This is a genomic window from Helicobacter ibis (assembly GCF_027859255.1).
Taxonomy (GTDB): Bacteria; Campylobacterota; Campylobacteria; order Campylobacterales; family Helicobacteraceae; genus Helicobacter_D; species Helicobacter_D ibis.
This window is the reverse complement of sequence record NZ_JAQHXR010000003.1, coordinates 20,644-44,323: the sequence shown is the minus strand read 5'-3', so window position 1 is coordinate 44,323 and position 23,680 is coordinate 20,644. Positions and strand designations below refer to the sequence as shown.

Sequence of the window (23,680 nt, the reverse complement as noted above, 5' to 3'; positions counted from 1 at the left end):
TTTTTTAAATCTCAAATAAATCTACATTCCAAATTTTAAAAAAATCATCTATAAATTTTGAAGTTCTTTTTTCTATTTCAGTTTTAGTCCAAAGTTTATCTTCTAATTCTTTATTTATTAATAAATCAGTATTAACCTTACCATCGATACGAATAAGCTTATTATTCCAAGAATTATTTTGTAAAGTAGAATTAAGTTTGCCTTTCAATAAAGTCATATTTCCTATTTGGTATATGAATTCCTTAGCTTCTTCTTCATCTTGTATAATATCACTCCAGTGTGTTTCCCAACTTTGCGGTAATAAATGCTCTAGAGTATAATTATACTCTAGAGATGAAGTATCATCTTTATAATCTTTCTTTTGTTCTCGCTTATATAATTCAATCCAAAATAAAATTAAAGTTGCTTTCTTGTTATTTTTTATGCACTTAAGCTTACTTTTTATTTTATCTTTATCAAAACTTTCTTTATCTTTGTATTTTTCGCAAATTGCTTCTTTTATGCTATCTATTACATCATTATCTTGTTTTCCTTTAATTTTTTCAATAATTTGTGGAAAAAACTTATTATAATCCTTGCTACTGACATTACATAAAATATTACATACAATCAATGCTTCTAATAAATATAGACATTCTTTATAAATACTCTTTTTTTGATTCAATAAATTTTTTAAAAACAACACTAAAGGCAAAATTGTATTAATGTTATAAACACTTATTATGTGAAAAAATCTTAATTCATATTTTTCATATTTGAAAGTAGTTTCTTTATTTATATCTGGAAAATCACGATATATTTCTGAATAATCTTTTAATTCTTTTAGTATTTGTTTTAGCTTATTTTCATCTAAATTTTTAATATGCTCTTTATACAATGAACTTAAATGGCTTAAACTATGCTCACTTTTAAAAATACCATTTATAGTAGCATAAGAATGCAAAAGTATCTCGCTTCTACTTCTTTTAATTCTACCGGTTTCAACTTCTTTATTCCAAAATTCTTGTGTTGCCTCATCTTTATCAAATACATTATTCCAGTAATCTTGGTAATACTCCATAGCTTTATTTTCGTTTGTAATTTTTATAATCTTATCAAATAAAGCATTTTTTATAATATCAGTAGAAGACAATCTCTGTCCTTTGGAATTTATAGAATCAAATATTTTTTGCTCATCTTCATTTTCATCTAAATATATAATAACCCATAATTTATTTTCTTCTTTTGTAATAAATTTTGCAAATTCATATAAATTAATTTCTTTTTTTAATCTCTCAACTTCTGATTTGAAATAATTAAAACAACCAAAAATTCCCTTTTCTTCTTTGATATCAATAATTTCACCTGTTATAATTTTTTCATATTTTTTTTTATCTAGCTTTGAATGATTAATTTTTATATTTGTTTTATCAAATAGATAATTTCTTAAATCTAATTCGTCTCTTTGTTCTTGCTCTAAAAAATCATACAAAATCTTAATTAAAATCGAACAAGTAGTAAGTCTTTGTTGTCCATCTATAATAGAGTAAATTTTTTTATCATTTTCTTTCAAAATAATAAAGCCTAAAAAAATACTTCTATTTTCTTTAAAACTATCTTTTAAATCACTCAGTAATTGCTTCCAGTGATCTTTTTTCCATACATAAGGTCTTTGAAAAAAAGGAACAATTACTCTTGTTTTATTGTCTCTTATAAATTCAAAATTATTTGTTTCTGCTCTCACTAAATATCCAAATGCTTAACTTCTTTTGCGTGGGTTTGTATGTATTCTCGTCTAGGTTCTACTTCATCGCCCATAAATAGTGAGAATACATCACTAGCACTCTCATTATCGTGTATCTCAACTCTAATTAATCGGCGATTTTCAGGTGTCATTGTAGTCTCCCACAACTGCTCTGGATTCATCTCACCTAATCCCTTATACCTTTGTATATACGCACCTTTTTTACTACTTTCTTCTACATTATTTAGCATATCTAATGGATCACTACCATTTAAAAATCCTAAATCTCTCTCAATAATCTTAGAATAAACGAAATTTGCTTCAGTAAATAATGGATGAGAGAATAATTCGTCATCTACTTTTATATCTACAAGCCCAGAATCTGTCTGAACATATAAATGTATAAACTCATCATTAATAACTTCATTTAAAATATTAAAATTTAAAGAATCTAACTTTTTCTTTATTTCTTTATGAAGCTCTGTATTTTGTAGTGAAATTAAATTGTTATTTTCTATTAAAAACTTAACAATTTCTATTAACTGGAATCTTTTTTGTAGATTATTCAAAGTCGCTCTATAATGTGCGACAATTTTGAAGAATTCTATTAAATCCCTCGTTCCAATTCCACTAAATTCAAAATTTTCTATACCATTTTCTATTAGATATTCTGATAGAGCTTTTTCATCTTTTAGATATATTTCTTTTTTGCCTTTTTTGAATCTATATAGCGGTGGCTGTGCAATATAAAGATACCCTGCTTCTATAATTCCCTTTAAATATCTAAAGAAAAATGTCATTAAAAGAGTTTGTATATGACTACCATCTACATCAGCATCTGTCATTATTATTATTTTGTTATAGCGTATTTTAGAAATATCAAAATCTTCTCCTATGCCACAACCTAAAGCTGTAATTAGATTTTTAATTTCTTCACTTTTTAGAATCTTATCTAGCCTGCTTTTTTCTACATTTAGTATTTTACCTCTAAGTGGTAAAATAGCCTGATAACCTCTATCTCTACCTTGCTTTGCAGAACCACCAGCAGAATCTCCCTCTACTAAATATAATTCACTAACACTTGGATCTTTACTTTGACAATCAGCTAATTTACCAGGTAATGTGCCAACACTAAAAGTTTCTTTTTTTCTTGTTAGCTCTCTTGCCTTTTTAGCTGCTTCCCTACCTCTTGCTGCAAGGAGAGCTTTTTGCATTATGGCTTTTGCTTCATTTGGATTTTCTTCAAAGAATTTTGCTAGTTTCTCATAGGTAAGTTTTTGAACTATAGGACGCACAAAAGAACTTCCTAATTTACCTTTTGTCTGTCCTTCAAATTGTGGATCTACAACCTTAGTAGATACAACTGCAACAAGACCTTCTCTAATGTCATCTCCCGTGATTTTAGAATCTTTTTCTCTTGCATTTGCATTTGCTTCAATATAATTTGTAATAGCTCTTGTAAGACCCATTCTAAAGCCAGATTCATGTGTCCCACCATCAGTTGTTCTAATATTATTTACAAAACTTAAAACTCTCTCATCAAATCCATCATTATAAGCTAATGCAATTTGCACTTCTACATTATTTTCCATACCCTCAAAACTAATAATTGTAGAAATAAATGATTTTTTATTTAAATCTTCTATGAATTGATTTAATCCACCTTCAAAGTGATAAACTTCTTCAAAACCATCTCTTTCATCTTTGAAATGTATTGTAATTTGACGATTTAAGTATGCTAATTCTTTGAATCTCTTTGCTAAAATCTCTCTTTGAAAAGTTGTAACTTCAAAAATACTATCATCTGGGATAAATTCTATTGTAGTTCCACTATCATTACAATTACCTATTATTTCTAGCTCATCTTGTGGAATCCCTTGTTTAAAGGTTTGTCTATAAACTTTATCATTTTTATGAATTGTCATTACCAAACTTTTAGATAATGCATTAACAACAGATACACCAACACCATGCAAACCACCAGAGACTTTGTAAGTATCTTGGTCAAACTTACCACCAGCATGAAGAACAGTTAAAACAACAGTTGCTGCAGGTATATTTTCAGTTGGGTGAATATCAACTGGAATCCCACGACCATTATCTTTAATAATAGCACTGCCTTCTTTTGTCAAAGTTATATATATTTGATCACAAAATCCAGCCATAGCCTCATCAATAGAATTATCAACAACTTCATAAATTAAATGATGAAGACCATTAATGTTTGTATCTCCAATATACATTCCCGGTCGTTTTCTAACAGCTTCTAAGCCTTTTAGAACTTTGATACTGCTTCCAGCGTATTCTTTTTCCATTTTTATCCTTAATAGATTCTAAATTTATAAAATAATAGGCATGATTACGGTTTTAAAATTTTCACTTTGCAATACAACAGATGCATTAGTTTCGTTTAATCCTATTACAAATTCAGCTGTATCTATTGAATTTAAAAAATCAAGTATATGTTTTGAACTAAAACCTATTTCAATATCTTCTTCTATATCTATATTTATATCTATTTGTGTTTTTGCTTCTGAACTATCTTGGCTTATTGATTCAAATAGGATCTCATTTTTTCTAAATGTTATTTTTACATCATTTGTAATTGCATTTATTAGTTTTATACCTTCTATTATTTTTGATTTTGGTATTGTAATTTGTGTTTTTAATTCTTTTGGAATTATCTTTTCATAGCCTGGGAATGTTCCATTTATTAAATGTGAGAAAAATACATAATTTTGTGATTTTAAAATTACACTTTTTTCGCTGTAATATAATTCAATGTTGTCAAAGAATAATTTTTGAATCTCTGTGATTGATTTTTTAGGGAAGATTAGAGTTACATTACCGCCTGTTGCTTTGTTGTAGTTTATTACTGCTAGTCTTTTTGTATCACTTGCTACAAAGTCATATGAATATTCTTTTATAACTAATGCTGCACCATTTAGTTCTCTTTTAATATTATTTACATCTATTACGGGGAATATTTTTTTCATAGAATTTATTAATTGACTTGAATCTATTTCTAATTTTGGTAGTGATTCATACTCTGGGAATATTGGGAATTCCTGTGCGTTAAACATTTGTAATTTAAAGGAGCTTTTACTTTGTTTTATGTTTAATGTCTCATTTTCACTATTTGTGTATAGTTCTACTTCTCCATCTTTTAATCTTTTTATAATATCTAGTGCTTGTTTTCCATTTACGGTTGCGATTCCTTGTTCTTGTATTTCTAATTGTTCTGTAAATGTGCATAATCCAATTTCAAAATCAGTGGCTTTGCATATTAATTTATTATTTTGTGTTTCAAAATATATGTGAGATGTTATTTGGCTTGAATCTTTTTTGTCTAAGAATGGTTGAAGTGATGTAAAAATATTATCTAACACACTGCTTTGTATTACTATACGCATTAAGTCCCCTTTATTAATAAAAATTTAGAAGTATTAGTAGGTGTGTTGAAATTATGAATAAGTGTTTCTAACAACCTATTTTACTTTATTTTATAGATGAATAACTTTGTATTTTTTATTCATATTAATTCATAAAATTTTATCAAAAATTACTTAATTTTGCTTTTTAAGTCGTTTATTATTATACTTATATTCCCGCCTTTGTTTATTTCTTCTGTTATGCTTTTCATTGCTTTGCTAATTGAGCTTGGTGATTTCATATTAAATACTTTTGCAATTTCTGGGGTTGAATTTGGAGTTAGTTTTATAGCTAGATATATTGTTATTTTTCTTGCTATAGCTATGCTTTGTGTCCTATTTTTACCTTTTATATCAGATGGTTTTATGTTGAAATATTTTGCAACTATTTCTATTATGGATTCTAAAGATATATTTTCTTTTTTCTCTTTTATATATTCTTTTAGTATATCTCGGACAAATTCTATTGTTACATCTTGCATATTTGTTAGAGTAATTGAGAAATTAAGTTTTATTAATATGCCTTCTATCTCTCTTATATTATCATTAATGCTTGCTGCTATGAAGTTTATAATGTCATCTTTTAAGTGGATTCCATCTGTGGCACATTTTGTTTTTATTATGTTTATTTTTGTTTCTAATTCTGGTGGAGTTATATTTGCTAATAGTCCTCTTGTGAATCTTCCTTTTAGTCTATCTTCTAATCCGTCCATATCTTTTGGTGGGCAATCAGATGTTAGCACTATTTGTTTATTATCGTTTTGTAGTTGGTTAAATGTATGAAATAATTCTTCTTGAATCTGTGATTTTCCTATAAAAAATTGCACATCATCTATTAATAAATAATCGCATTTTCTATATTTATTTCTAAAGTTTTCCATATTATTTGTTTTTAGGTTATTTAAAAAGTCATTTAAGAATTGTTCGCTTGTTGTATAAATTACATTTTTTCCAACACTTGTATTTGCATTTCCTATGGCGTTTAATAGATGTGTTTTTCCAAGTCCAGTAGCACCATATATCATTAGAGGATTATATTTTGAGCCTTGATTTTGTGCTACCACTTTTGCAACATCAAAAGCAAATTTATTGGAATTTCCAACAACAAATGAATCAAAAGTCAAAGAAAGATTCAAATTAGATGCATTTTGTGCTTTTCTTATATTTAATCTTGTTTCTTTTTTCTTGCTTGCTCCTAGCACTTCTATTATTACATCTGGTTTTATTCCTGTTTCTTCTTCAAATATTTCTGCTATTTTATTTGCATATCTTCTATGTATCCAGCTAACTAGTCGCATATGAGGGACATTAAATACAGCCCTATCATCTCTTGAATCTTTATTGTTGTATGTTAGCTGTTGTATGTAGTTTTCAAATTCTACTGGTGTGATTTTGTCTTTTAATTTTAATAATATGTTATGCATGTGAATAACTTATGAAAAACCTATGAATAATTTGTGAATAATTTTGAAATTATAGCTAAAACTTTTTTGTGATAATATTCTACCAAATCTTAAATTTTAAGGTTAATATTGAATATTTTAGGTATAGATCCAGGAAGCAGAAATTGTGGTTATGCTATTTTAGAATTAAATAATCAAGGTATAAAATTACTAGAAGCAGGACTTATAAAAATAAAAGAAAGAATCTTACAACATCAAATTGTAGAGTTCGTAGAGGGAATTGATTTAGTTTTAAAAAGCCATACAATACATGATGTTGCAATTGAAGATATTTTTTATGCTTATAATCCACAAAGTGTTATAAAATTAGCACAATTTAGGGGAGCTTTGAGTTTAAAGATATTACAAGAACTTGGAAATTTTGCAGAATACACTCCCTTACAAGTTAAAAAAGCTCTAACTGGCAATGGAAAGGCTACAAAAGAGCAGGTGGCTTTTATGGTAAAGCGACTTTTAGGGATTAAAGGTGAGATAAAGCCACTTGATATTACAGATGCAATCGCCATTGCAATTGCTCATTCACAACGATTAAAATTACATGTTAAATAAGGAACGAAATGGAAATAACACTTTTAAATTACACTGATTTAAAGATTTGTTCTCATGCAATTAGAACTTGTTGGCAAAGTTTTGAAAAAGGTGATAATGGTGGAGAAATAGACATTGAACTTATCGATAGAGTAGGAAATAAATTTAAACATGCCTCCACGCTAGAACATTTAAATTATACTTTTTATATTCAAGGTATAAGCAGGGCTTGCTTGCAAGAACTTGCCAGACATAGAATGGCTTCTTTATCGGTAAAAAGTAGTCGCTATACTCTAAAAGAACTAAAAGAAGAAGAATCTTTTTTGCCATTTTGTGAGGATAATTTAAATAGAGCTAAGAGATTCTTAGTCTTTACAGAAAATCAAGCAGTAAATGAAGCCTCTTTAATGGCATTAGAAAATTTACGCAAACTTTTAATTGTAAATATTAGTAATGATTTAGCAAAATTTGCAATGCCTGAATCTTACAAAACAGAGCTAACTTGGAGTATCAATGCAAGAAGTTTGCAAAATTTTCTAACTTTAAGAAGTTCTAAGTCTGCTTTATGGGAGATTAGAAACTTAGCACAAAATATTTTTGAGAAACTACCACAAGAGCATAAGTTTATTTTTGAAAATTGTATTACTAAGGAGAATTAATAATGAAGTTGTTTAAAGTTTTGTTTTTAGGAATTTTAAGTTTTGGTGTTTTGTTTGCTGGTGATTTAAAAGAAGGTGAAGACTATATTATCTTAAAGAATCCCATAAAAAATACAGAAAATAGTGTAATAGAGCTTTTCAATGTCGGTTGTCCGCATTGTGAGTATTTTAATAAAGACTTACCAAAGGTGTTAGAGTTTTTGCCTAATAGTGTTGCATTTTATCCTTATCATTTAAGTGCTGGTGTTAGGTTGCATGAAGTATTTTCCGAGATTCTAGCAGTGGCTTTGAATTTGGATTTAGATACTGGACTTAGCACAAAATCTAATAATTCAAACTTTAAAAAAGTTACGAATCTTTATTTTGACCTAATGCATACAAAGCAAAAGAAGTGGCAGTCTGAAGATGAGTTTTTATCCGATGGATTAGCTATTTTAGGGATTTCAAGTGAAGAATACAAAAAGATTCTAAAGGATAAAAATACACAAAATACTCTAAAAAAATGGCGTGATTCTATGCAGTATGCAGAGTTTCAAGGTGTGCCAAGCTTTATAGTAAATGGTAAATATATGATAGTAACAAAAAATATTTCAAGTACTGAAGATTTAATTTTTAAAATAGATTCTTTATTGGAGAAAAAATAATTCACACTTGCTTTATAAATAGAATCTAAAATCACATCATAAATTTATTAAGGAGAATTTATGAAAAAGAAATTACTTTCAATGGTTTTAGGTGTGTGTATGTGTGGTAGTTTATCATTTGCTGATTTTGATTTTGATGTCAATGGACAAATAAGTGCTGTAGATAATGCAAATAAGACTATAACACTATCTAGCATGAATGGTGGTAAGTTAGTTATAAAAGTGTTGCCTTATACAGAAATTAAAGGTGATGATTGTGGTGCTTTTGGGCAAGATATATATGGTAGTTTTAAAGATTTGACTATTGGCAAGTTTGTAAAGGTTGAGGCAGTTCCACATGGTGGATATAATGCATATAACGATAGTAATTCTCAAGCAATAGATCCTAAAACACAATTACCACAAAATATGGAGCTTGTTGCTAAAGAAATAGAGTGGAAATGCATTCCTAGAGCATATTAATACAATGAGTTTTTAACTCATTGCTATTTTCTTTTATAATTTCAGTCTCACTTAAGAACTTTTTTTATAACTTCACTTCCTAAAATTTTTCTCTTTATTTATGTTAAGGTATTGTTATGAAGTTTGTAGAATCTTTTTTAATATTATCTCAATTGCAAACAATCGTTACTTTAGGGTTTTTATTTGTTATATTTTTTGTAATTTATAAAATGTATAAAAATAATATTAGCTTTTCAATACGAATGCTTTTTGCACTTTTTGTTGGATTGGTACTTGGGTTTGTTTTGCAGTATTTAGCTGGGTATCCAGATGTAAAAAGCGCTAAAGAAATAATTTGGTTTAATGAAGTTAAAACATGGTTTAGTTTTGTTTCAACTGCTTTTATTGGATTTATCAAAATGCTTGTAATACCTATTATAAGCGTGTCTATTATTAAAGTAGTTATGAATCTCTCCAAAGATATAAAGGTTGCTTCTTTACTCTTATATAGTTTGTTTTGGATACTTTTTACCACTGCTATTGCAGCGTGTGTTGGGCTTTTACTTGGTTGGTATTTTGAGCTTGGTAGTGGATTTGATATACAAATTGGAAATAGAGAGATTCGAGATGTGCTAAGCATTACTGATATATTACTTGGGTTAATACCTAGTAATATAGCTAAGGCCATGACTAGTGAGAATATAATTGCAATTGTAATTTTTTCGTTTTTTATTGGGTTTGGTGCTAGAAGTTTGCAAAAACAAAATGACAGAATCTCATATAAAGTTTTTGAAAAATTTATTTTTGCACTACATGGTATTATTATGAATATTACTAGCTTTGTTATTTCATTTATGCCTTATGCAATTTTGTGCATGATGGCAAATGTGGTTGTATCAAATGGGTTTGAAGCAATTAAAATAGCTTTATTATTTATTGCATTAATTTATGTTGCAATGATGGTTATGTTTGTTGTGCATTGTGTGCTTTTAGGGATAAATGGACTAAATCCTTTTGTGTATATTAAAAAGTCATTTTCTGTATTGCTTTTTGCCTTTAGCTCTCGTTCATCAGTTGGGACATTGCCACTTACTATTTCTACGCTACAAAACAAGCTAGGAGTTAGCTCTTCAGTGTCAAACTTTGTAGCTTCCATTGGAACGACGGTTGGACTAAATGGTTGTGCTGGATATTTTCCTGCACTCTCTGCGGTGTTTATTGCATATTGTATTGGAATTGATATTGATTTAACATTTGTTGTGATGGTTATTTTAATTGCAATTTTGGGTTCTTTAGGAATCGCTGGTGTTCCGGGATCTGCAACTATGGCAGCTTCAATCATGCTTACAGGAATAGGCTTTGGTGAGTATTTTGTGTATCTTACTTTGATTTTAGCAGTAGATCCAATAGTTGATATGGCAAGGACTGCTAGCAATGTATCTGGTGCTATGACTTCGGCTATTTTAACAGACAAGAATCTAAATGCACTTAATAAGGATACTTATAATTCTTAAGGATTTTTAATGGATAGTTTGGTTAGAGAAGATTTGGAATATATTTGGCATCCTTGTATGCAAATGCATGACTTTGAAAAAAATGTCCCATTGGTGCCTATAAAAAGTGCTAGTGGAGTGTATTTGTATGGTTATAATGGAGAAAAATATATCGATTGTATATCAAGTTGGTGGGTAAATATATTTGGGCATTGTAATCCTTACATAAACCAAAAATTAAAAGAACAAGTAGATAAATTAGAGCATGTTATTTTTGCTACTTTTACACATGAACCAATAATAACTCTTTCAAAAAGATTAATAAAATTGACAAATTATTCATTTGATAAATGTTTCTATGCTGATAATGGTTCAAGTGTTATTGAGGTTGCATTAAAAATGGCATTTGCTGCTAAGAGATTTGAAGATAAAAATGTAAATTCATTTATATCGTTACAAAATGCGTATCATGGGGAGACAATAGGTGCATTATCCATAGGGGATATTGGAATTTATAATGAATCTTACAAGCCACTTTTATGCAAAAGTATAAAAATAAAAGCACCAAGAGGAGATTTCTATTTAGAATCATTAGAAGAATTAGAAAATACACTAAAAGAAAATAAAGATAAAATAGCTGCATTTGTTCTTGAACCACTAATACAATGTGCTGGTGGAATGAATATGTATAATGCAGAATTTGTAAAAGAAGCAACAAATTTGTGTAGAAAATATGGAATTTATGTCATTTTTGATGAAATAGCAGTTGGGTTTGGTAGAACTGGAAGCATGTTTGCATTTGAGCAGTGTGGTGTAACTCCTGATTTTTTATGCCTTAGTAAGGGCATTAGTGGTGGGTATCTACCTCTATCTGTGGTTTTGTTAAAGAATGAAGTTTATAATATTTTTTATGCACCATTTTATGAAAATAAGGCTTTTTTGCACTCTCATTCATACACTGGGAATGCTCTTGCGTGCGCATGTGCAAATGCTACACTAGATATTTTTGAAAAAGATAATGTAATAGTGGCAAACAAGATTCTAAGTGATTTTATTTGGGAGAAGGCACAAGAGCTTTTGGAATTTAATTTTATACAGAATCTTAGGCGTTGTGGTATGGTATTAGCCTTTGATATTGTTGGGTTTGTCAATGAGCGAAAAGGTTTAGAGGTTTTTAACAAAGGGCTTAAGAAAGGGCTATTGTTACGACCACTTGGAAATACCATTTATTTCATGCCACCTTATGTAATCACTAAAGATGAGGTATTGTTCGTTTTTGATAATCTAAAGTGTATTTTTGAAACTTTTCAATAAAATTACAAAAAGTTAAATATAATTTAACTATAATTTATACAATTTTAAAAATCATCGTGTTACTTTTATTGCATTTGATTAATGGAGGTAATTCATGGAACTTACAATGAATTTCTATGCAACACTTGCATGTTTGGTGGGAGTGTTGTTGCTTGGTAGATTTTTTATAAGTAAAAGTAAGTTTTTACAAGATTACAATATACCAGAGCCAGTAGTTGGAGGAATTGTTGTGGCTATTGGTATTTTTATACTGCTTAAATATTTCGGTATCAAATTCAACTTTGATGGTTCTTTAAAGGATCCATTAATGTTGGCATTCTATGCAAGTATAGGTCTATCTGCTGATTTTGCTTCTTTTAAAAAGGGTGGCAAGATACTCTTTGGCTTTTTGATAATTGTTACAGGACTTTTATTTTTACAAAATGTAGCAGGTGTTCTTGTTGCACAAGCCATGGGGGTTAATCCTCTAATAGGTCTTTTGGGTGGTTCTATAACAATGAGTGGAGGTCATGGGACAGGTGCAGCATGGGCTTCTGTGTTTAAAGATATGCCTTATAACTTTAATGCGGCATTAGAAGTTGCTGTTGCGTGTGCTACATTTGGACTTATCGCTGGTGGTTTGGTTGGTGGTCCAGTAGCTCATTATTTGGTAAAAAAATATAATCTAGCTCCTAGTAATCACGCAAAAGAGGCACAAGAAAATGGGCAAATAAATAGCACTGCATTTGAAACTCCAGAGCGTCCAAAGCTAATAACTGCTACTTCATTTGTAGAATCTTTAGCATTAATTGCTATTGCTTTGCTTATTGGAACTATAGTGGCAGATTATTCTAAGGGGAGTTTGCCAGTTACGATACCTACATTCGTTTGGTGTTTGCTTGTTGGTGCTATTTTGAGAAATGTGCTTGAAGCAACCAAATTGCATAAAGTTTTTGATAGAGAAGTAAGTGTAATTGGAAATGTAAGCTTGTCTTTATTTTTGGCATTTGCACTTATGACTATTAATATATTAGATCTAGTGTCTTTAGCATTACCTATGATTGTTATTTTGACTATACAAGTTACACTTATGGTTCTATATGCAATATTTGTAACATTTAGATTCTGTGGTAAAGACTATGATGCAGCAGTTCTTGCATCGGGACATTGTGGATTTGGACTTGGTGCTACTCCTACAGCAATGGTTAATATGCAAACTGTTACTCATCATTATGGGCCTAGTCATATGGCATTTATCGTTGTGCCATTAGTTGGTGCATTTTTTATAGACATTATAAACGCACTTGTTATAAGTGGTAGTTTAAAAATATTCTTTTAGTCTTTATTTATAGGAGCATTTGCATGCTTCTATAACTCCTCTAATAATATTTATTCATGGAATAATTTTTGCTTGTATTCTTTAAGTGGCTTGTATCGTTTTTGATATCTTATTTATTTAGATTCATCATCTAAATAGTGTGCAAGAAGGGCAATCTCATGGTTCTTTCATCAATCAACAATAATGCAAACTTATTTATAAGAAATAATTCTTCTAATAATACAAATACAGAATCTAGCTTTAATGCACATATACATAACAAAGATAGATTAGTAAGCAAAAGCCAAGAAAGATATGACTTAATGATAAATGGTATCACATATGGTGGTATATTCGATGATTATATTTTGGCTGATAAAATTACAAATAAATTAAACAATAAAATCAATCATTCAAATAAACAACAAGCAGATGAAGCAAAAGCATTTTTGCAACAAGAGATGAAAAATTTTTTAGAAGAGCATAAAGAATTAATAGAAAAAGCAAGATATGCTATGGATAATTTAGATGTAAATAGCCAAGAATACAAAGATATTATGGTTAAAAATGGTGGATTGGAGCTATTAAGCAATTTGAGATTCATAGAAAAAAATGAATCTATTGGAGATTATGATATAAAGCCTGATAGCTACAACAATGAAGTAACTTTTAATGGGATCATAGGTAGTGCAATAAGGAAAGAAATAGATTTTTTTGGAGCTATGTTGCCATATATTAGTGATGATAAAGCAGACAAAATAACAGATGCACTAACTACTATATATTCTTATTATCTTAGTGGAGATAATGTAGAGATAGATGGTAAAGTGTATAACTATGATGTAAAGCCAGATAAATCACACCCATTAACTTATTTGGCTTATCTTAAAGAAGAGCCAACAAATATACAAAACAATAATATATCTCTAGAATCCTTCCTCCTCTCTGCACAAACCAATATGCAAAAGAGTATGTTTGATGTATTAGATATTAGAGATAATAATACATACAATAGTAATACTAAATACTATAAAGAATCTAAATATGATTCTATTATTAAAGATATATTAAGTATGAGAGAAGCTAAGATGAGAGAAGGAGCAGGATAGTGTTGTGTAATATTAATAAGCGTTACTTTAAGTGATATTGTGTTGCAAACTATTTTTACAACTAATAAGTTTAAGTTAATGCTAAAAACTATCAATTTAGAATGAATTAATACTAACATAAAGGAGAGAGCATGAAAAAACTAATACTTAGTATATTTATACTATCAAGTATTACTTCAAATATATATGCAAATGATCTAATATCTATTGCTACTAATGGAATCTATAATAAAGATTCTATAGGTGTTAGAGAATTAAATGATGAAGAGATGAGTAAAGTTGTGGGGGGACTGCAATTTTATGATAGATTTTATGTGCAAGGTTCGGCTATATATACAAACTATTATATAGTAAATCCTTATGATTTGAGGCCATACCCTGTGAGTGATTTTTCTAATGAATTGTTAAATATACTTCAGCCAAATGAGGTATTGGGTTATGCACAAAGATTTAATTTAGGGCGTGAGGAATGTTGGCTAGTTGGAATAGATACTAGTAGGAAATCTATAAGAGAAATACCATTTAGTGCTTCTACAAGGTTGTATAAAGTTATTAATGGTAGATATAGTAGTAAGTATGGCTATTAGTTGATAAAATAAGGATAAACAAATTTTGCAAAGGATTGCGTTGAAAAAGGATAAAAAATGATTTCTAATACAATGCAAACAACATATAAGCCTTTTGAGATACGAAGCGATTATTCTGTATCTTATGAAAGGATAGAGGCAGAAAAAGAGCGAATTAAAAATATACAATCGCAAGGTCAATATAGGGTGGAGTCTTATTTAGCTCCTGATTCTTATGAAAATGCAACTTCTTATCTAGGGGCATATGTTACAAGTGGTAATTTTAAGCATGATACGAACAATCCACTTAGCTTTAAAAACGATATAAAAGCCGAAGAATCTTTAATTGCAAAATCAAATATGCAAAACTTTCTAAATACTTCAAATCCAGCAGGTATTTCTTATAAAAATACTTTTGGTGGATATAGCATAGATGAAAATGGCTTCATGGGGCAAGATTTTTTAAAGGCTTCTAATTTGCATAGCGATTATAAGATACATAAAAACGCACTACAGGCTATTAATGATTACTTTACAACACCTATTGCAAGGGAAAAAGATGTTTATTATCCTGAGTTTGAATCTATCGATATAATTGCTGGTTTATCTCATGCAAACGGAGAATTTAATTTTTTGTTTTCAGACAATAAACAACATTATACGAAAGAAGAAATAATGCAAAAGGGCAATGGAGTTTTTGACGCTAGTGATTTTAACACGCCTTTAATGCAAGATTATATGACTGAGAATGGAGAGTTTAAAAGAGAAGGTATTTTACTAATGTATGCTTTTAAGAGTGATGCATTTGCTAGAGCAGAATCTCCACATACAAAGCTTAGTGAATATGGGAAATTTCAAAGAGGAATGCCAAGTGAGTATTCTCCTAGTGGTATTGTTGAATCTGAAAAAGAGGCAAAAAGCCCAGAGGAGATTCAAAAAGAAAATAAAGATAAGCTAATGGATTATTACCTTAAGGCTATTGCAAAAGATGAAAGCGAAGATATACATAAAGAATCTAAATATGATTCTATTATAAGAGATATATTAAAAGATTCTAAAAAGGAAGAGTATTAATGTTAAAAAAGTTATTATGTTTGGTTGGGGTATTTTCTTTTTGTGTGGCATCAGAGCCTATTACTACGGATTCTTTGTTTAAAAGCAAATAGGATTAAGAAGCATAACAAGTGTAAGTTATTTAAGTAGTGGTAATGCTTATATTTATAATATGTATCCTACACTAGTAGCACAGCCTGATACTAAAAACTGGACTGATACAAAGAGATTGTCAATAAATCAGACCTTTATATATTCTATAACTCCAAAGCTAGATTTGCTCATATCTGGCAATGGTAGTTATAAACAAAATGAATATGTTAGTAATTTTGGGCTTGATTATCATACTAATAGGAGTTTTGATTTTGATTCGTTGTGGATAGGTGGTATTTATACGCTAGATACTATAAAAGATATATTTGTGCCACAAATTACACTGCAAAGTGGTGTAATACAAAGAGAAAATCATTTTGATGAAGATAAAAACTTTATATTTAAATCATATTCTGCACGATTTGCATTAAAAAACTACTCCGACCCCATCATATCATCTATTTATATAGGTGGAGTCTATAATGCAGATAGAGATTTTGCATATGGATCTTTAGAATATGGAAATAGTATTTATTTTGGATTTGATATGTCTATAATTTTAAGCCCTAAGATTTCGTTTGATGTAGGATTGGAGCAGAGATATCAGAGTGCTTCTAAGTTTGAAGGAAGAAAAACTTCTAATTCTTATTCTATACCAACTATGTCTCTAGGAACTACATATAGCATTAATTCTAATACAGCTATTTCTGTAAGCGGGACAGCAGGAGGCAGCTCATCAGCACCCGATAGTGTATTTACTATTAGTCTGTGGAAGAAGTTTTAGATTGTGAGGTTCGAGTTGAGAACCTTGTTTTTGTTTATTTTTATGATTAATTTTGCAGAAGCATTTGCAGTAAAATCTATGCAAGAAATAAATGCTAAAAATATTATAAGACAAGAGTTCGAGGAATCTTGTGGCGCTGCTTCGTTGGCAAATTTGATAAATTATTTTCAGCTAAAGCAACTAAACGAACAAGATGTGCTAGATATGATTAGTAATAAAACTGATATGCTAAGCTTTAAAGAACTACAAAATATAGCTAAAAGTCTAGGATATACAGCAGATGGTTTTTAGGCTTACAAGAGACATTTTGGAACAAACTTCATATCCCATCTTAGTTCGAATAGAAGATGATCCTAGATTCCCTCATTTTGTGGTTATTATAAATTATAGTGGAGATTTTATAAAGATTCTAGATCCAAATTTTGGGGAGTATATAAGTAGTAAGAAAGAATTTTATTCCATTTGGGATAGGGATAATAGCGGAGGATATGCACTTTTAATAGGCAAGGATAATGTAAAGCCAGAAGTTGGAGGGCTAAATTTTCCTACAAGTATATTTTTCGGTAAATAAGAAACTTAGTATATTGTTAGGTTTTCTAAAAGATTGATTGTAGCTTGTGAGTTTTCGTTTTCTTTATAAATCGTGATTCCATCGATACAAAATGGATCTTTCGTGTTTTTGGTTTTTATATAGATATTTATGCTTTTTATTATTTTGTCTAGTTTTGTTTTTGTGATATTAAATACAGGTTCAAAGCCAATCCCGCTTTTTACCTCTATAAAGTGGAGGGTTGAATCTTTTTTGGCTATTATGTCTATCTCGCCAAATTTTGTATAAAAGTTCCTATCAATTATAACAAAGTCATTTTCTTTCAAAAACTCACACGCCAAAGATTCTGCTTCTTTGCCCTTTTGTGTGGTGTTTTTCATTCTTCGATTCTTATCATTACTGGCATATCTTTTGTTATTTCTAGTTTGCTTATTCTGTCTATTGCATTTTTGATTTTGGATTCTTCGCATATGTAAGTTGAGAGAAGCAAGGTAGAGTAATTTTGTATGTTTGATTGTTTTTGTAGAAGTGTTTGTATAGATATATCATGTTCTCCAAGTATTGATGATATTTGTGCTAATACGCCCGGTTTGTCTTGTGCTAGGATTCTAAGATAAAAGGCACTTTTGCTTCTTTCTTTTGGCTTTAATTGCAGATTATTTTCTATTGGTGTTTTAAAGCCAAGCATAGGAGAACTTTTTGTTCTTGCTATTTCTATAATATCAGAAATTACCGCACTAGCAGTTGCATCTCCTCCTGCACCTGCACCATAAAACAAGCTTTCTTTTGCATTGTCCCCTAGCACACTAATTGCATTATTTACGCCATCTACTTTTCCTATTATTTTATCTTTTGGTAGGAATGTTGGTTGCACTCTTAATTCAACCTCATTTCCGTCTTTTTTGGCGATTCCAAGTAGCTTTAAATTATAGTCAAACTCTTTTGCAAAGACTATATCTTCTTGTGTTATTTTTCTTATACCTTCTATTAGTATATCTTCTGGCTTTGCATCTATTCCATAGGCAATGCTTGCTAGTATAAGTAGCTTGTGTGCTGTATCAAAGCCATCTATGTCAAATGTAGGATCGCTCTCTGCATAGCCTAGATCTTGTGCTTCTTTTAGGGCTTCTTTGAAATTAGTATTTTCGTCTTTCATTTTTGTTAGTATGTAGTTGCAAGTCCCATTTATAATCCCATAAATACTTAAGATATGGTTCGCACCCAAGCCGTCTCTAAGCCCTTTTATAATTGGGATTCCACCACCTACACTTGCTTCAAAGCCTATTGGTAAGTCCCCAGCTATTTTTTGTAGCTCATATCTATGGTAAGCCAACATAGCTTTATTTGCAGTTACGAATGCCTTGTTGTTTTGGAGCGCTTTTTTTGCTATTTTAAATGGTTCATCAATACCGCCTGCAAGCTCGACTATAATATCTATGCTTGAATCATCTAATATTTCATCAACATTTGTGCTTATTTGAAAGTCAAATTTACCCTTTGCTTTATCCAAATTTCTTACAATGGCTTTTTTTATATTTATTTTGCAACCGGCTCTAGCTGATATTAAATCAGCATTGTCTTTTAAGATTCTAGCTACACTGCTTCCAACAACACCTAGACCAACTATACCTATGTTTAGCTCTTTCATTTGACTACCTTAAATTAAAGCAAATATTGTAGCATAATAGATTAAGAATCCCTTTTATTGTGCGAATTAGTCGTATTTTTAAAGCCACTTAGTAAAGCCTCTAAGAATCCTTCAGGCAAAGAATCTTTTAGGGTTTCTTCTGTGATTCCAAACTCCTTTTTTAGCCATTCTTTAAGTGGGAGACTTAGGGAGCTAAAGGCACTATTTGTCGTGCTTGGAAGAGAGTTATCTACCTCTCCTTTGTCGTTGTTGTCCTCTGGTGGATTTGGTTTTTCTTCAGGCTTTTCTGGTTCTTGTGGTTTTTCTGGTGGTTTTATTTCTGTTGGAGGCACTACACTTGGTGGCTCTATTGGTGTTTGTGGCAATGAAACATAGGTATTTATTTTAAAAGCCATGTCTTATCCTTAAGTGATTTATAACTAATCAAGCAAAATACATTCCTAAAGGCTTAGCAAATACCACATTATGCTATAATCTATGAAATTTTATTTTTAGGATTTTTAGTGATTTTAAGCCATGAAATACCGCAAGGTTCGAAGCTATATTTTGGCAAAAGCGCAAAGATAAAGAGGGATTTAGAAAATTTGGTTAGCAATGTTTTAAATCTAAATGGATATGAAGAGATTCTAACGCCCACTTTTAGCTATCTGCAATATCAAAGAGATATACAAAATAGAGAAGCAATAAGAATTAGCAATAAACATAATCATCAAATGATATTACGACAAGATTCTACAATTGATGCAATGAGGCTATTAACGCCGTATCTAAGCGAGAATCTAGTTGGTAAAAAGTGGTTTTATATACAGCCTGTTTTTGTATATCCTACAACAGAAATAAATCAAATAGGTGTCGAAAACTTGGAGGATAACGATATTTTATCGTTTATTGATATTTGTGTTGATATTTTTAAGAAGATAAATTTAGCTCCATATTTGCAAATAGGTAGTGGAAATATTGCTAAGATATGTCATTTAGAGTTTGGTGTGCCTTTAGAAGTCTTTAAGAAAATGGATATTAATGCACTAATTAAATCAGATTTTTTTCTTAAAGAGTTGTTAGAGGCAAGAGATGTAGAATCCTTACAAGGTTTAGCTAAAAAAGCACCAAAGAATCTACAAAATGAGCTAAATAAAATAATAGAATTTGGTAATAAAATAGCCTATAAAGATTTGATTATCTCACCGCTTATGTATCCTCCTATGGAATATTATGATGATTTATTTTTTAGGTTTTTTATTGATAATCACACAATGATACTAGGCGGTAGTTATGAGATTCTAAAAAGAAGAGCTTTGGGGTTTGGGGTTTATACAGATAATGTAATTTGTAAGCTTATGGACTTATAAAGTGTTATAATTTAATTTTTATTAAATAAGGAGAATATTTTAATGGCTAAGGCTGATTTGATTGTTGGGATTCAATGGGGAGATGAAGGCAAAGGCAAAATGGTTGATATGCTAGCTTGTAATTATGATTATGTAGTTAGATATCAAGGTGGGCATAATGCCGGACATACCATAGTTGTAAATGACGCTAAATATGCACTTCATTTAATTCCATCTGGAATCTTATACGACAAATGTAAAAATATCATCGGCAATGGTGTTGTAATAAATCCTCAAGCATTAATTGATGAAATGAAACAATTTAAAAATTTAAAAGATAGATTGTTTATAAGCTCTAAGGCACACTTGATATTGCCATACCATGAAGGGCTAGACAAATTGAAAGAAAGCGCAAAAGATGCAATAGGCACGACAAAAAAGGGAATAGGTCCAGCATATACTGATAAGGTCTCAAGAGAGGGGCTTAGGATTGGTGAGCTAAGAGATATAGAATCTTTATGCGATAAAATATTAAACAAATATGAAGATAACAACTTTAAAAATATAAACACCAAAATACCAAGTAGAGAATCTTTATTGCAAGAGCTAGAAGGCTATGCAAGAGAGTTAGTTCCATTTATAACAGATACTACAACTATGTTGTGGGAGGCATTAGATAGAGGCGAGAAAATATTGTGCGAGGGTGCACAAGGGAGTATGCTAGATGTTGATTTTGGGACATATCCGTTTGTAACTAGCTCTAATACAATAGCCGCAGGTGCATGTAGTGGCACAGGTATAGCTCCTAGATATTTAGGCGATGTAATAGGCATTATGAAAGCATATTGCACGAGGGTTGGAAATGGACCTTTCCCAACAGAAGAGATTGGAGAAATGGGAGAATATTTAAGAGAGAAAGGAGGCGAGTTTGGAGTAACGACAGGCAGAGCTAGAAGATGTGGTTGGTTAGATGCTATGCTTGTTAGATATGCATGCAAATTAAATGGTGTAAATAAACTTGCTGTAATGAAGCTTGATGTATTGGATGGGCTAGATACGATTAAAGTATGCGTTGGATATGAAGATGATAAAGGAAATAAGTTAGAATCTTGCCTTGATGATTTGGGTCTTGCAAAGCCAATATATAGAGAGTTTAAAGGGTGGGATAAAACCGCTGGAATCAGGGAGTTTGAATTCCTTCCAAAAGAGGCACAAGAATATATCTTAGAGTTAGAGAAGATAATCGGTGTAAAAATAGAGATGATATCAACTAGCCCAGATAGGCTTGATACAATCATTAGATGAAGACAAAATTTACTCCACTAGTGCTACTTTGTAAAAATAAAGTAGATGAAGCAGAGAGAATGCTTCAGCAAAATGCAGCAGAGATAAATGCAAAACAAGCAGAGATAGATTCTGCTGTTAGAGAATTTGCGGCTTGGAGTTTAAATGAGCCAACAAGTGGGCTTTATCAAGAGCATTTAACATTTTCTTATCACAAAGATGAATATAGATCTCTAATAGATAGAAAGGTTATGGAATTAGCACAGCTAAAACAACAAAGAGTTGAGCTTCAAGAGTATTTTAGAGTGCAAAATATGGAATACGAAAAAGCAAAATATTTAGAAGGGCTTGAGATAAAGAAGAATCTAGATAGACTAAAGAGAAAAGAAAGTATCGATATGGATGAAATATCAGTAATGTTACATAATGCAAAATGAGGTGTTTTATGAGGGTTTTTAGTTTTTTTATTTTTTCTTTTGTTGTTTTTGCGCAAGAGGGTAGAAATGTGGTTGATTGTAATATCATATTTGAGCAACGCAAAGATGAGATTTTAAAAGAATTAGAAAAAATAGATGAGCAACAACAAGCATTGCAGGCCTTGCAAAGTGCTACTCAAAGTGTGCTAGATCAAAAAGATGCTGATTTAAAAAAGAGGGAAGCAGAAGTTAGCAATCAAAAAAAGGAAATAGAAGAAAAAGAACAAAGAATTGCTAGTTTGCTAAAGAAAAATGAAGAGATTTTAAAGCAAATACAAAATGCGACAGGAAGCAAACTAAATGATACTTATTCTAGTATGAAAGATTCAAAATCTGCTGCTATTTTGGAGAATTTGCCAGAAAGTGAGGCAGCACAGATACTCTTTGGGCTAGATACAAAAGTAATGAGCAAAATACTTTCCAAGATGAATCCACAAAAAGCGGCAACTCTTACTCAAATAATCCAAAAAGGACCTCCTTTTGACAAGAAAGAAGAATAAAGCTTTTAGCCTACTAGAAATGGTGGCTGTGTGTTTTCTTGTGGGCTTTATTGTTTTAGTATTTATAAAAAGTGCTGAAATAAGAATAGACGCAGTAAAGATACAAGATATAAATTTGATACCAATTTGCACCAATACTTATGACAAGTGCGTGTTTGTATCAAATGTTAGAAATAATTTTTTATTTTATGATATACCATAGAGCATTTGGTTTATTTGAGATTCTAGTTTGTGTTGTTATTATTTCTATAATTGGAATTTTAGGTGCTAAGTCTTTATTGTATATTTATAAAAAATATGAAATAGAAAAAACACAATATTACAAAACCATATCTCACAAAAATGCACTTTTGCAACTTAAAAAAATACTAGATAGTGCGTATTTGGAAAGTTTGTATATAAAAGATGATAAGATAGTATTTTATGAAAAAATACAAGAGAGGCAATATTATAAAGATTCAATGCTTCCATGCTTGATTAATGTGTTTAATCCAGAATCTATCAAGCTTGCTTCCAATCTTAGTTTAGAGTTTTTAACTTTAAGAAGTGGGTTTATGCCTAATTGTAATGTGTATAATGAATCTTTAGAGGTTATTTTTGTAGGTGAGAGTTTTATCTTTCCAAATGATTTTTATAGCAATAAATTTAGAGCAAAAGTTATTAGTCTAACTCATAAGAATCTAACTAGCACCATGCCCCCATTTTTGCAAAATAGAGAAAAAATAAAGCCGTATTTGTATTTTATAAAAGATAAAACAGAAATTTTGCTACAAGATTCGCTAAAACTAGTAAGAAACAAAGAAGAATATACTATTCTTGATAAATATGATAGCTTTAATATTAGGAGGTTGGATTTTGGCTATGTAGTGGAGCTGTGTGTAGATGAGGTATGCTTTAGCGATGTATTGCATAGTGAGGTATTGTAATGAGGGCATTTGTTTTGTTGCCATTTTTGTTTTTTATTTTACTTGGTGGAATGCTTATAGCTTTGACTTTAAAATTTGAAATGTATGGTAAGCATGAAGATTCAAGTTTTTTTGCTTTATATTTTGTCTCTTTTAAAGAGAGGATCAAAGATAGCATATCAAATAATAAAATTTACTTTGAGAATGGATATGCTTTTGTCTCCTATAATGTAGAGCAATACAGATATAAGGCTGTTATTTTGGAGTTTGATTCAAAGCTTGTTGATAAAAGCGTGTATTTGGTTGATATTTTTGGAGAAGATATAAATACGCTAGAATCTTCTAGGAGAGAAGACTTTATTTTTAGCCCATAATTGTTACAATAAACAAA

General features: G+C 30.1%; 26 protein-coding genes and 1 pseudogene. 20 read left to right on the top strand and 7 right to left on the bottom strand.

The features are described from left to right. Positions 1-4: 4 nt before the first annotated feature. The 4 genes from PF021_RS05995 to dnaA form a co-directional block, all read right to left on the bottom strand. The gene (locus PF021_RS05995) at positions 5-1,723 is read right to left on the bottom strand and encodes a DUF262 domain-containing protein (RefSeq protein ID WP_271021558.1); all 1,719 of its coding nucleotides are present in this window, start codon (positions 1,721-1,723) and stop codon (positions 5-7) included. Continuing rightward, positions 1,723-4,038, bottom strand: coding sequence for a DNA topoisomerase (ATP-hydrolyzing) subunit B (gene gyrB / locus PF021_RS05990; RefSeq protein WP_271021557.1), 2,316 nt, complete (start codon positions 4,036-4,038; stop codon positions 1,723-1,725). The genes PF021_RS05995 and gyrB overlap by 1 nt, the downstream gene beginning before the upstream one ends. Positions 4,039-4,062: 24 nt before the next feature. Further along, positions 4,063-5,136, bottom strand: a complete 1,074-nt coding sequence (dnaN, locus tag PF021_RS05985) for a DNA polymerase III subunit beta (RefSeq protein WP_271021556.1) — start codon at positions 5,134-5,136, stop codon at positions 4,063-4,065. A 149-nt stretch (positions 5,137-5,285) separates the two neighbouring features. Then, positions 5,286-6,578 (bottom strand): chromosomal replication initiator protein DnaA, encoded by a 1,293-nt coding sequence (gene dnaA, locus PF021_RS05980; protein WP_271021555.1) that lies wholly within the window; start codon positions 6,576-6,578, stop codon positions 5,286-5,288. A 108-nt stretch (positions 6,579-6,686) separates the two neighbouring features. Between dnaA and ruvC the strand changes: the two genes are divergently transcribed. From ruvC to PF021_RS05915, 13 genes and pseudogenes are all read left to right on the top strand, one after another. Then, the gene (gene ruvC / locus PF021_RS05975) at positions 6,687-7,166 is read left to right on the top strand and encodes a crossover junction endodeoxyribonuclease RuvC (RefSeq protein ID WP_271021554.1); all 480 of its coding nucleotides are present in this window, start codon (positions 6,687-6,689) and stop codon (positions 7,164-7,166) included. Between the two features lie 8 nt (positions 7,167-7,174). Further along, positions 7,175-7,804: an FAD-dependent thymidylate synthase gene (gene thyX / locus PF021_RS05970; RefSeq protein ID WP_271021553.1), complete on the top strand. Its 630-nt coding sequence runs from the start codon at positions 7,175-7,177 to the stop codon at positions 7,802-7,804. A gap of 2 nt (positions 7,805-7,806) precedes the next feature. Then, positions 7,807-8,448: a DsbA family protein gene (locus PF021_RS05965; protein ID WP_271021552.1), complete on the top strand. Its 642-nt coding sequence runs from the start codon at positions 7,807-7,809 to the stop codon at positions 8,446-8,448. A gap of 60 nt (positions 8,449-8,508) precedes the next feature. Continuing rightward, positions 8,509-8,910, top strand: coding sequence for a hypothetical protein (locus PF021_RS05960; RefSeq protein ID WP_271021551.1), 402 nt, complete (start codon positions 8,509-8,511; stop codon positions 8,908-8,910). Positions 8,911-9,020: 110 nt separating this feature from the next. Then, entirely contained in the window at positions 9,021-10,403 is a 1,383-nt protein-coding gene (locus PF021_RS05955; RefSeq protein WP_271021700.1) for a cation:dicarboxylate symporter family transporter, read from the top strand. Positions 10,404-10,412: 9 nt separating this feature from the next. Continuing rightward, positions 10,413-11,696: an adenosylmethionine--8-amino-7-oxononanoate transaminase gene (locus tag PF021_RS05950; protein WP_271021550.1), complete on the top strand. Its 1,284-nt coding sequence runs from the start codon at positions 10,413-10,415 to the stop codon at positions 11,694-11,696. Positions 11,697-11,790: 94 nt separating this feature from the next. Then, positions 11,791-13,014, top strand: coding sequence for a sodium/glutamate symporter (gltS, locus tag PF021_RS05945; RefSeq protein ID WP_271021549.1), 1,224 nt, complete (start codon positions 11,791-11,793; stop codon positions 13,012-13,014). Between the two features lie 158 nt (positions 13,015-13,172). After that, the gene (locus PF021_RS05940; protein ID WP_271021548.1) at positions 13,173-14,102 is read left to right on the top strand and encodes a hypothetical protein; all 930 of its coding nucleotides are present in this window, start codon (positions 13,173-13,175) and stop codon (positions 14,100-14,102) included. 131 nt (positions 14,103-14,233) lie between these two features. Further along, entirely contained in the window at positions 14,234-14,689 is a 456-nt protein-coding gene (locus PF021_RS05935) for a hypothetical protein (RefSeq protein WP_271021547.1), read from the top strand. A gap of 57 nt (positions 14,690-14,746) precedes the next feature. Beyond that, positions 14,747-15,742 carry a hypothetical protein gene (locus tag PF021_RS05930; RefSeq protein ID WP_271021546.1) on the top strand — a complete coding sequence of 332 codons (996 nt, stop codon included), beginning with the start codon at positions 14,747-14,749 and terminating at the stop codon, positions 15,740-15,742. Continuing rightward, positions 15,742-16,598 (top strand): annotated as a pseudogene (locus tag PF021_RS05925) (hypothetical protein). Before PF021_RS05930 ends, PF021_RS05925 begins: the two are co-directional and overlap by 1 nt. 15 nt (positions 16,599-16,613) lie before the next feature. Then, positions 16,614-16,889 carry a cysteine peptidase family C39 domain-containing protein gene (locus PF021_RS05920; RefSeq protein WP_271021544.1) on the top strand — a complete coding sequence of 92 codons (276 nt, stop codon included), beginning with the start codon at positions 16,614-16,616 and terminating at the stop codon, positions 16,887-16,889. Beyond that, a complete protein-coding gene (locus PF021_RS05915; protein ID WP_271021543.1) occupies positions 16,879-17,169 on the top strand; it encodes a cysteine peptidase family C39 domain-containing protein in 291 nt (96 codons plus the stop codon). The genes PF021_RS05920 and PF021_RS05915 overlap by 11 nt, the downstream gene beginning before the upstream one ends. Before the next feature lie 5 nt (positions 17,170-17,174). On the opposite strand, the gene PF021_RS05910 is transcribed toward PF021_RS05915, so the two are convergent. Genes PF021_RS05910 through PF021_RS05900 form a run of 3 tightly spaced genes read right to left on the bottom strand, consistent with a single transcriptional unit; the run spans position 17,175 to position 19,191 of the window. Further along, positions 17,175-17,528, bottom strand: coding sequence for a YraN family protein (locus PF021_RS05910; RefSeq protein ID WP_271021542.1), 354 nt, complete (start codon positions 17,526-17,528; stop codon positions 17,175-17,177). Continuing rightward, positions 17,525-18,796 carry a homoserine dehydrogenase gene (locus PF021_RS05905; protein ID WP_271021541.1) on the bottom strand — a complete coding sequence of 424 codons (1,272 nt, stop codon included), beginning with the start codon at positions 18,794-18,796 and terminating at the stop codon, positions 17,525-17,527. The genes PF021_RS05910 and PF021_RS05905 overlap by 4 nt, the downstream gene beginning before the upstream one ends. A gap of 41 nt (positions 18,797-18,837) precedes the next feature. Further along, entirely contained in the window at positions 18,838-19,191 is a 354-nt protein-coding gene (locus tag PF021_RS05900) for a hypothetical protein (RefSeq protein ID WP_271021540.1), read from the bottom strand. A gap of 108 nt (positions 19,192-19,299) precedes the next feature. Here PF021_RS05900 and PF021_RS05895 point away from each other — a divergent pair, with 108 nt between their 5' ends. The 7 genes from PF021_RS05895 to PF021_RS05865 are packed head-to-tail and all read left to right on the top strand — an operon-like array spanning position 19,300 to position 23,663. Next, positions 19,300-20,145 carry an ATP phosphoribosyltransferase regulatory subunit gene (locus PF021_RS05895; RefSeq protein WP_271021539.1) on the top strand — a complete coding sequence of 282 codons (846 nt, stop codon included), beginning with the start codon at positions 19,300-19,302 and terminating at the stop codon, positions 20,143-20,145. A gap of 42 nt (positions 20,146-20,187) precedes the next feature. Next, positions 20,188-21,429, top strand: a complete 1,242-nt coding sequence (locus tag PF021_RS05890) for an adenylosuccinate synthase (protein WP_271021538.1) — start codon at positions 20,188-20,190, stop codon at positions 21,427-21,429. After that, positions 21,426-21,845, top strand: coding sequence for a flagellar export protein FliJ (locus tag PF021_RS05885; protein WP_271021537.1), 420 nt, complete (start codon positions 21,426-21,428; stop codon positions 21,843-21,845). Before PF021_RS05890 ends, PF021_RS05885 begins: the two co-directional genes overlap by 4 nt. Before the next feature lie 8 nt (positions 21,846-21,853). Continuing rightward, positions 21,854-22,384: a MotE family protein gene (locus PF021_RS05880; RefSeq protein ID WP_271021535.1), complete on the top strand. Its 531-nt coding sequence runs from the start codon at positions 21,854-21,856 to the stop codon at positions 22,382-22,384. Then, a complete protein-coding gene (locus PF021_RS05875) occupies positions 22,365-22,586 on the top strand; it encodes a hypothetical protein (RefSeq protein ID WP_271021534.1) in 222 nt (73 codons plus the stop codon). The genes PF021_RS05880 and PF021_RS05875 overlap by 20 nt, the downstream gene beginning before the upstream one ends. Next, complete coding sequence (locus PF021_RS05870; RefSeq protein WP_271021532.1) at positions 22,549-23,310, top strand: type II secretion system protein; 762 nt, start codon at positions 22,549-22,551, stop codon at positions 23,308-23,310. The genes PF021_RS05875 and PF021_RS05870 overlap by 38 nt, the downstream gene beginning before the upstream one ends. After that, a complete protein-coding gene (locus PF021_RS05865; protein WP_271021531.1) occupies positions 23,310-23,663 on the top strand; it encodes a hypothetical protein in 354 nt (117 codons plus the stop codon). The genes PF021_RS05870 and PF021_RS05865 overlap by 1 nt, the downstream gene beginning before the upstream one ends. The last annotated feature ends 17 nt before the right edge of the window (positions 23,664-23,680 follow it).

Coding starts and splice junctions, on each gene's coding strand:
- PF021_RS05935 (WP_271021547.1), top strand. CDS start 14,234: ATGAAAAAACTAATACTTAGTATATTTATACTATCAAGTATTACTTCA.
- PF021_RS05890 (WP_271021538.1), top strand. CDS start 20,188: ATGGCTAAGGCTGATTTGATTGTTGGGATTCAATGGGGAGATGAAGGC.
- PF021_RS05870 (WP_271021532.1), top strand. CDS start 22,549: ATGTTAGAAATAATTTTTTATTTTATGATATACCATAGAGCATTTGGT.
- PF021_RS05965 (WP_271021552.1), top strand. CDS start 7,807: ATGAAGTTGTTTAAAGTTTTGTTTTTAGGAATTTTAAGTTTTGGTGTT.
- PF021_RS05915 (WP_271021543.1), top strand. CDS start 16,879: ATGGTTTTTAGGCTTACAAGAGACATTTTGGAACAAACTTCATATCCC.
- PF021_RS05905 (WP_271021541.1), bottom strand. CDS start 18,796: ATGAAAGAGCTAAACATAGGTATAGTTGGTCTAGGTGTTGTTGGAAGC.
- PF021_RS05910 (WP_271021542.1), bottom strand. CDS start 17,528: ATGAAAAACACCACACAAAAGGGCAAAGAAGCAGAATCTTTGGCGTGT.
- PF021_RS05960 (WP_271021551.1), top strand. CDS start 8,509: ATGAAAAAGAAATTACTTTCAATGGTTTTAGGTGTGTGTATGTGTGGT.
- PF021_RS05930 (WP_271021546.1), top strand. CDS start 14,747: ATGATTTCTAATACAATGCAAACAACATATAAGCCTTTTGAGATACGA.
- PF021_RS05900 (WP_271021540.1), bottom strand. CDS start 19,191: ATGGCTTTTAAAATAAATACCTATGTTTCATTGCCACAAACACCAATA.
- PF021_RS05880 (WP_271021535.1), top strand. CDS start 21,854: ATGAGGGTTTTTAGTTTTTTTATTTTTTCTTTTGTTGTTTTTGCGCAA.
- dnaA (WP_271021555.1), bottom strand. CDS start 6,578: ATGCATAACATATTATTAAAATTAAAAGACAAAATCACACCAGTAGAA.
- gyrB (WP_271021557.1), bottom strand. CDS start 4,038: ATGGAAAAAGAATACGCTGGAAGCAGTATCAAAGTTCTAAAAGGCTTA.
- thyX (WP_271021553.1), top strand. CDS start 7,175: ATGGAAATAACACTTTTAAATTACACTGATTTAAAGATTTGTTCTCAT.
- gltS (WP_271021549.1), top strand. CDS start 11,791: ATGGAACTTACAATGAATTTCTATGCAACACTTGCATGTTTGGTGGGA.
- PF021_RS05865 (WP_271021531.1), top strand. CDS start 23,310: ATGAGGGCATTTGTTTTGTTGCCATTTTTGTTTTTTATTTTACTTGGT.
- dnaN (WP_271021556.1), bottom strand. CDS start 5,136: ATGCGTATAGTAATACAAAGCAGTGTGTTAGATAATATTTTTACATCA.
- PF021_RS05885 (WP_271021537.1), top strand. CDS start 21,426: ATGAAGACAAAATTTACTCCACTAGTGCTACTTTGTAAAAATAAAGTA.
- PF021_RS05950 (WP_271021550.1), top strand. CDS start 10,413: ATGGATAGTTTGGTTAGAGAAGATTTGGAATATATTTGGCATCCTTGT.
- PF021_RS05940 (WP_271021548.1), top strand. CDS start 13,173: ATGGTTCTTTCATCAATCAACAATAATGCAAACTTATTTATAAGAAAT.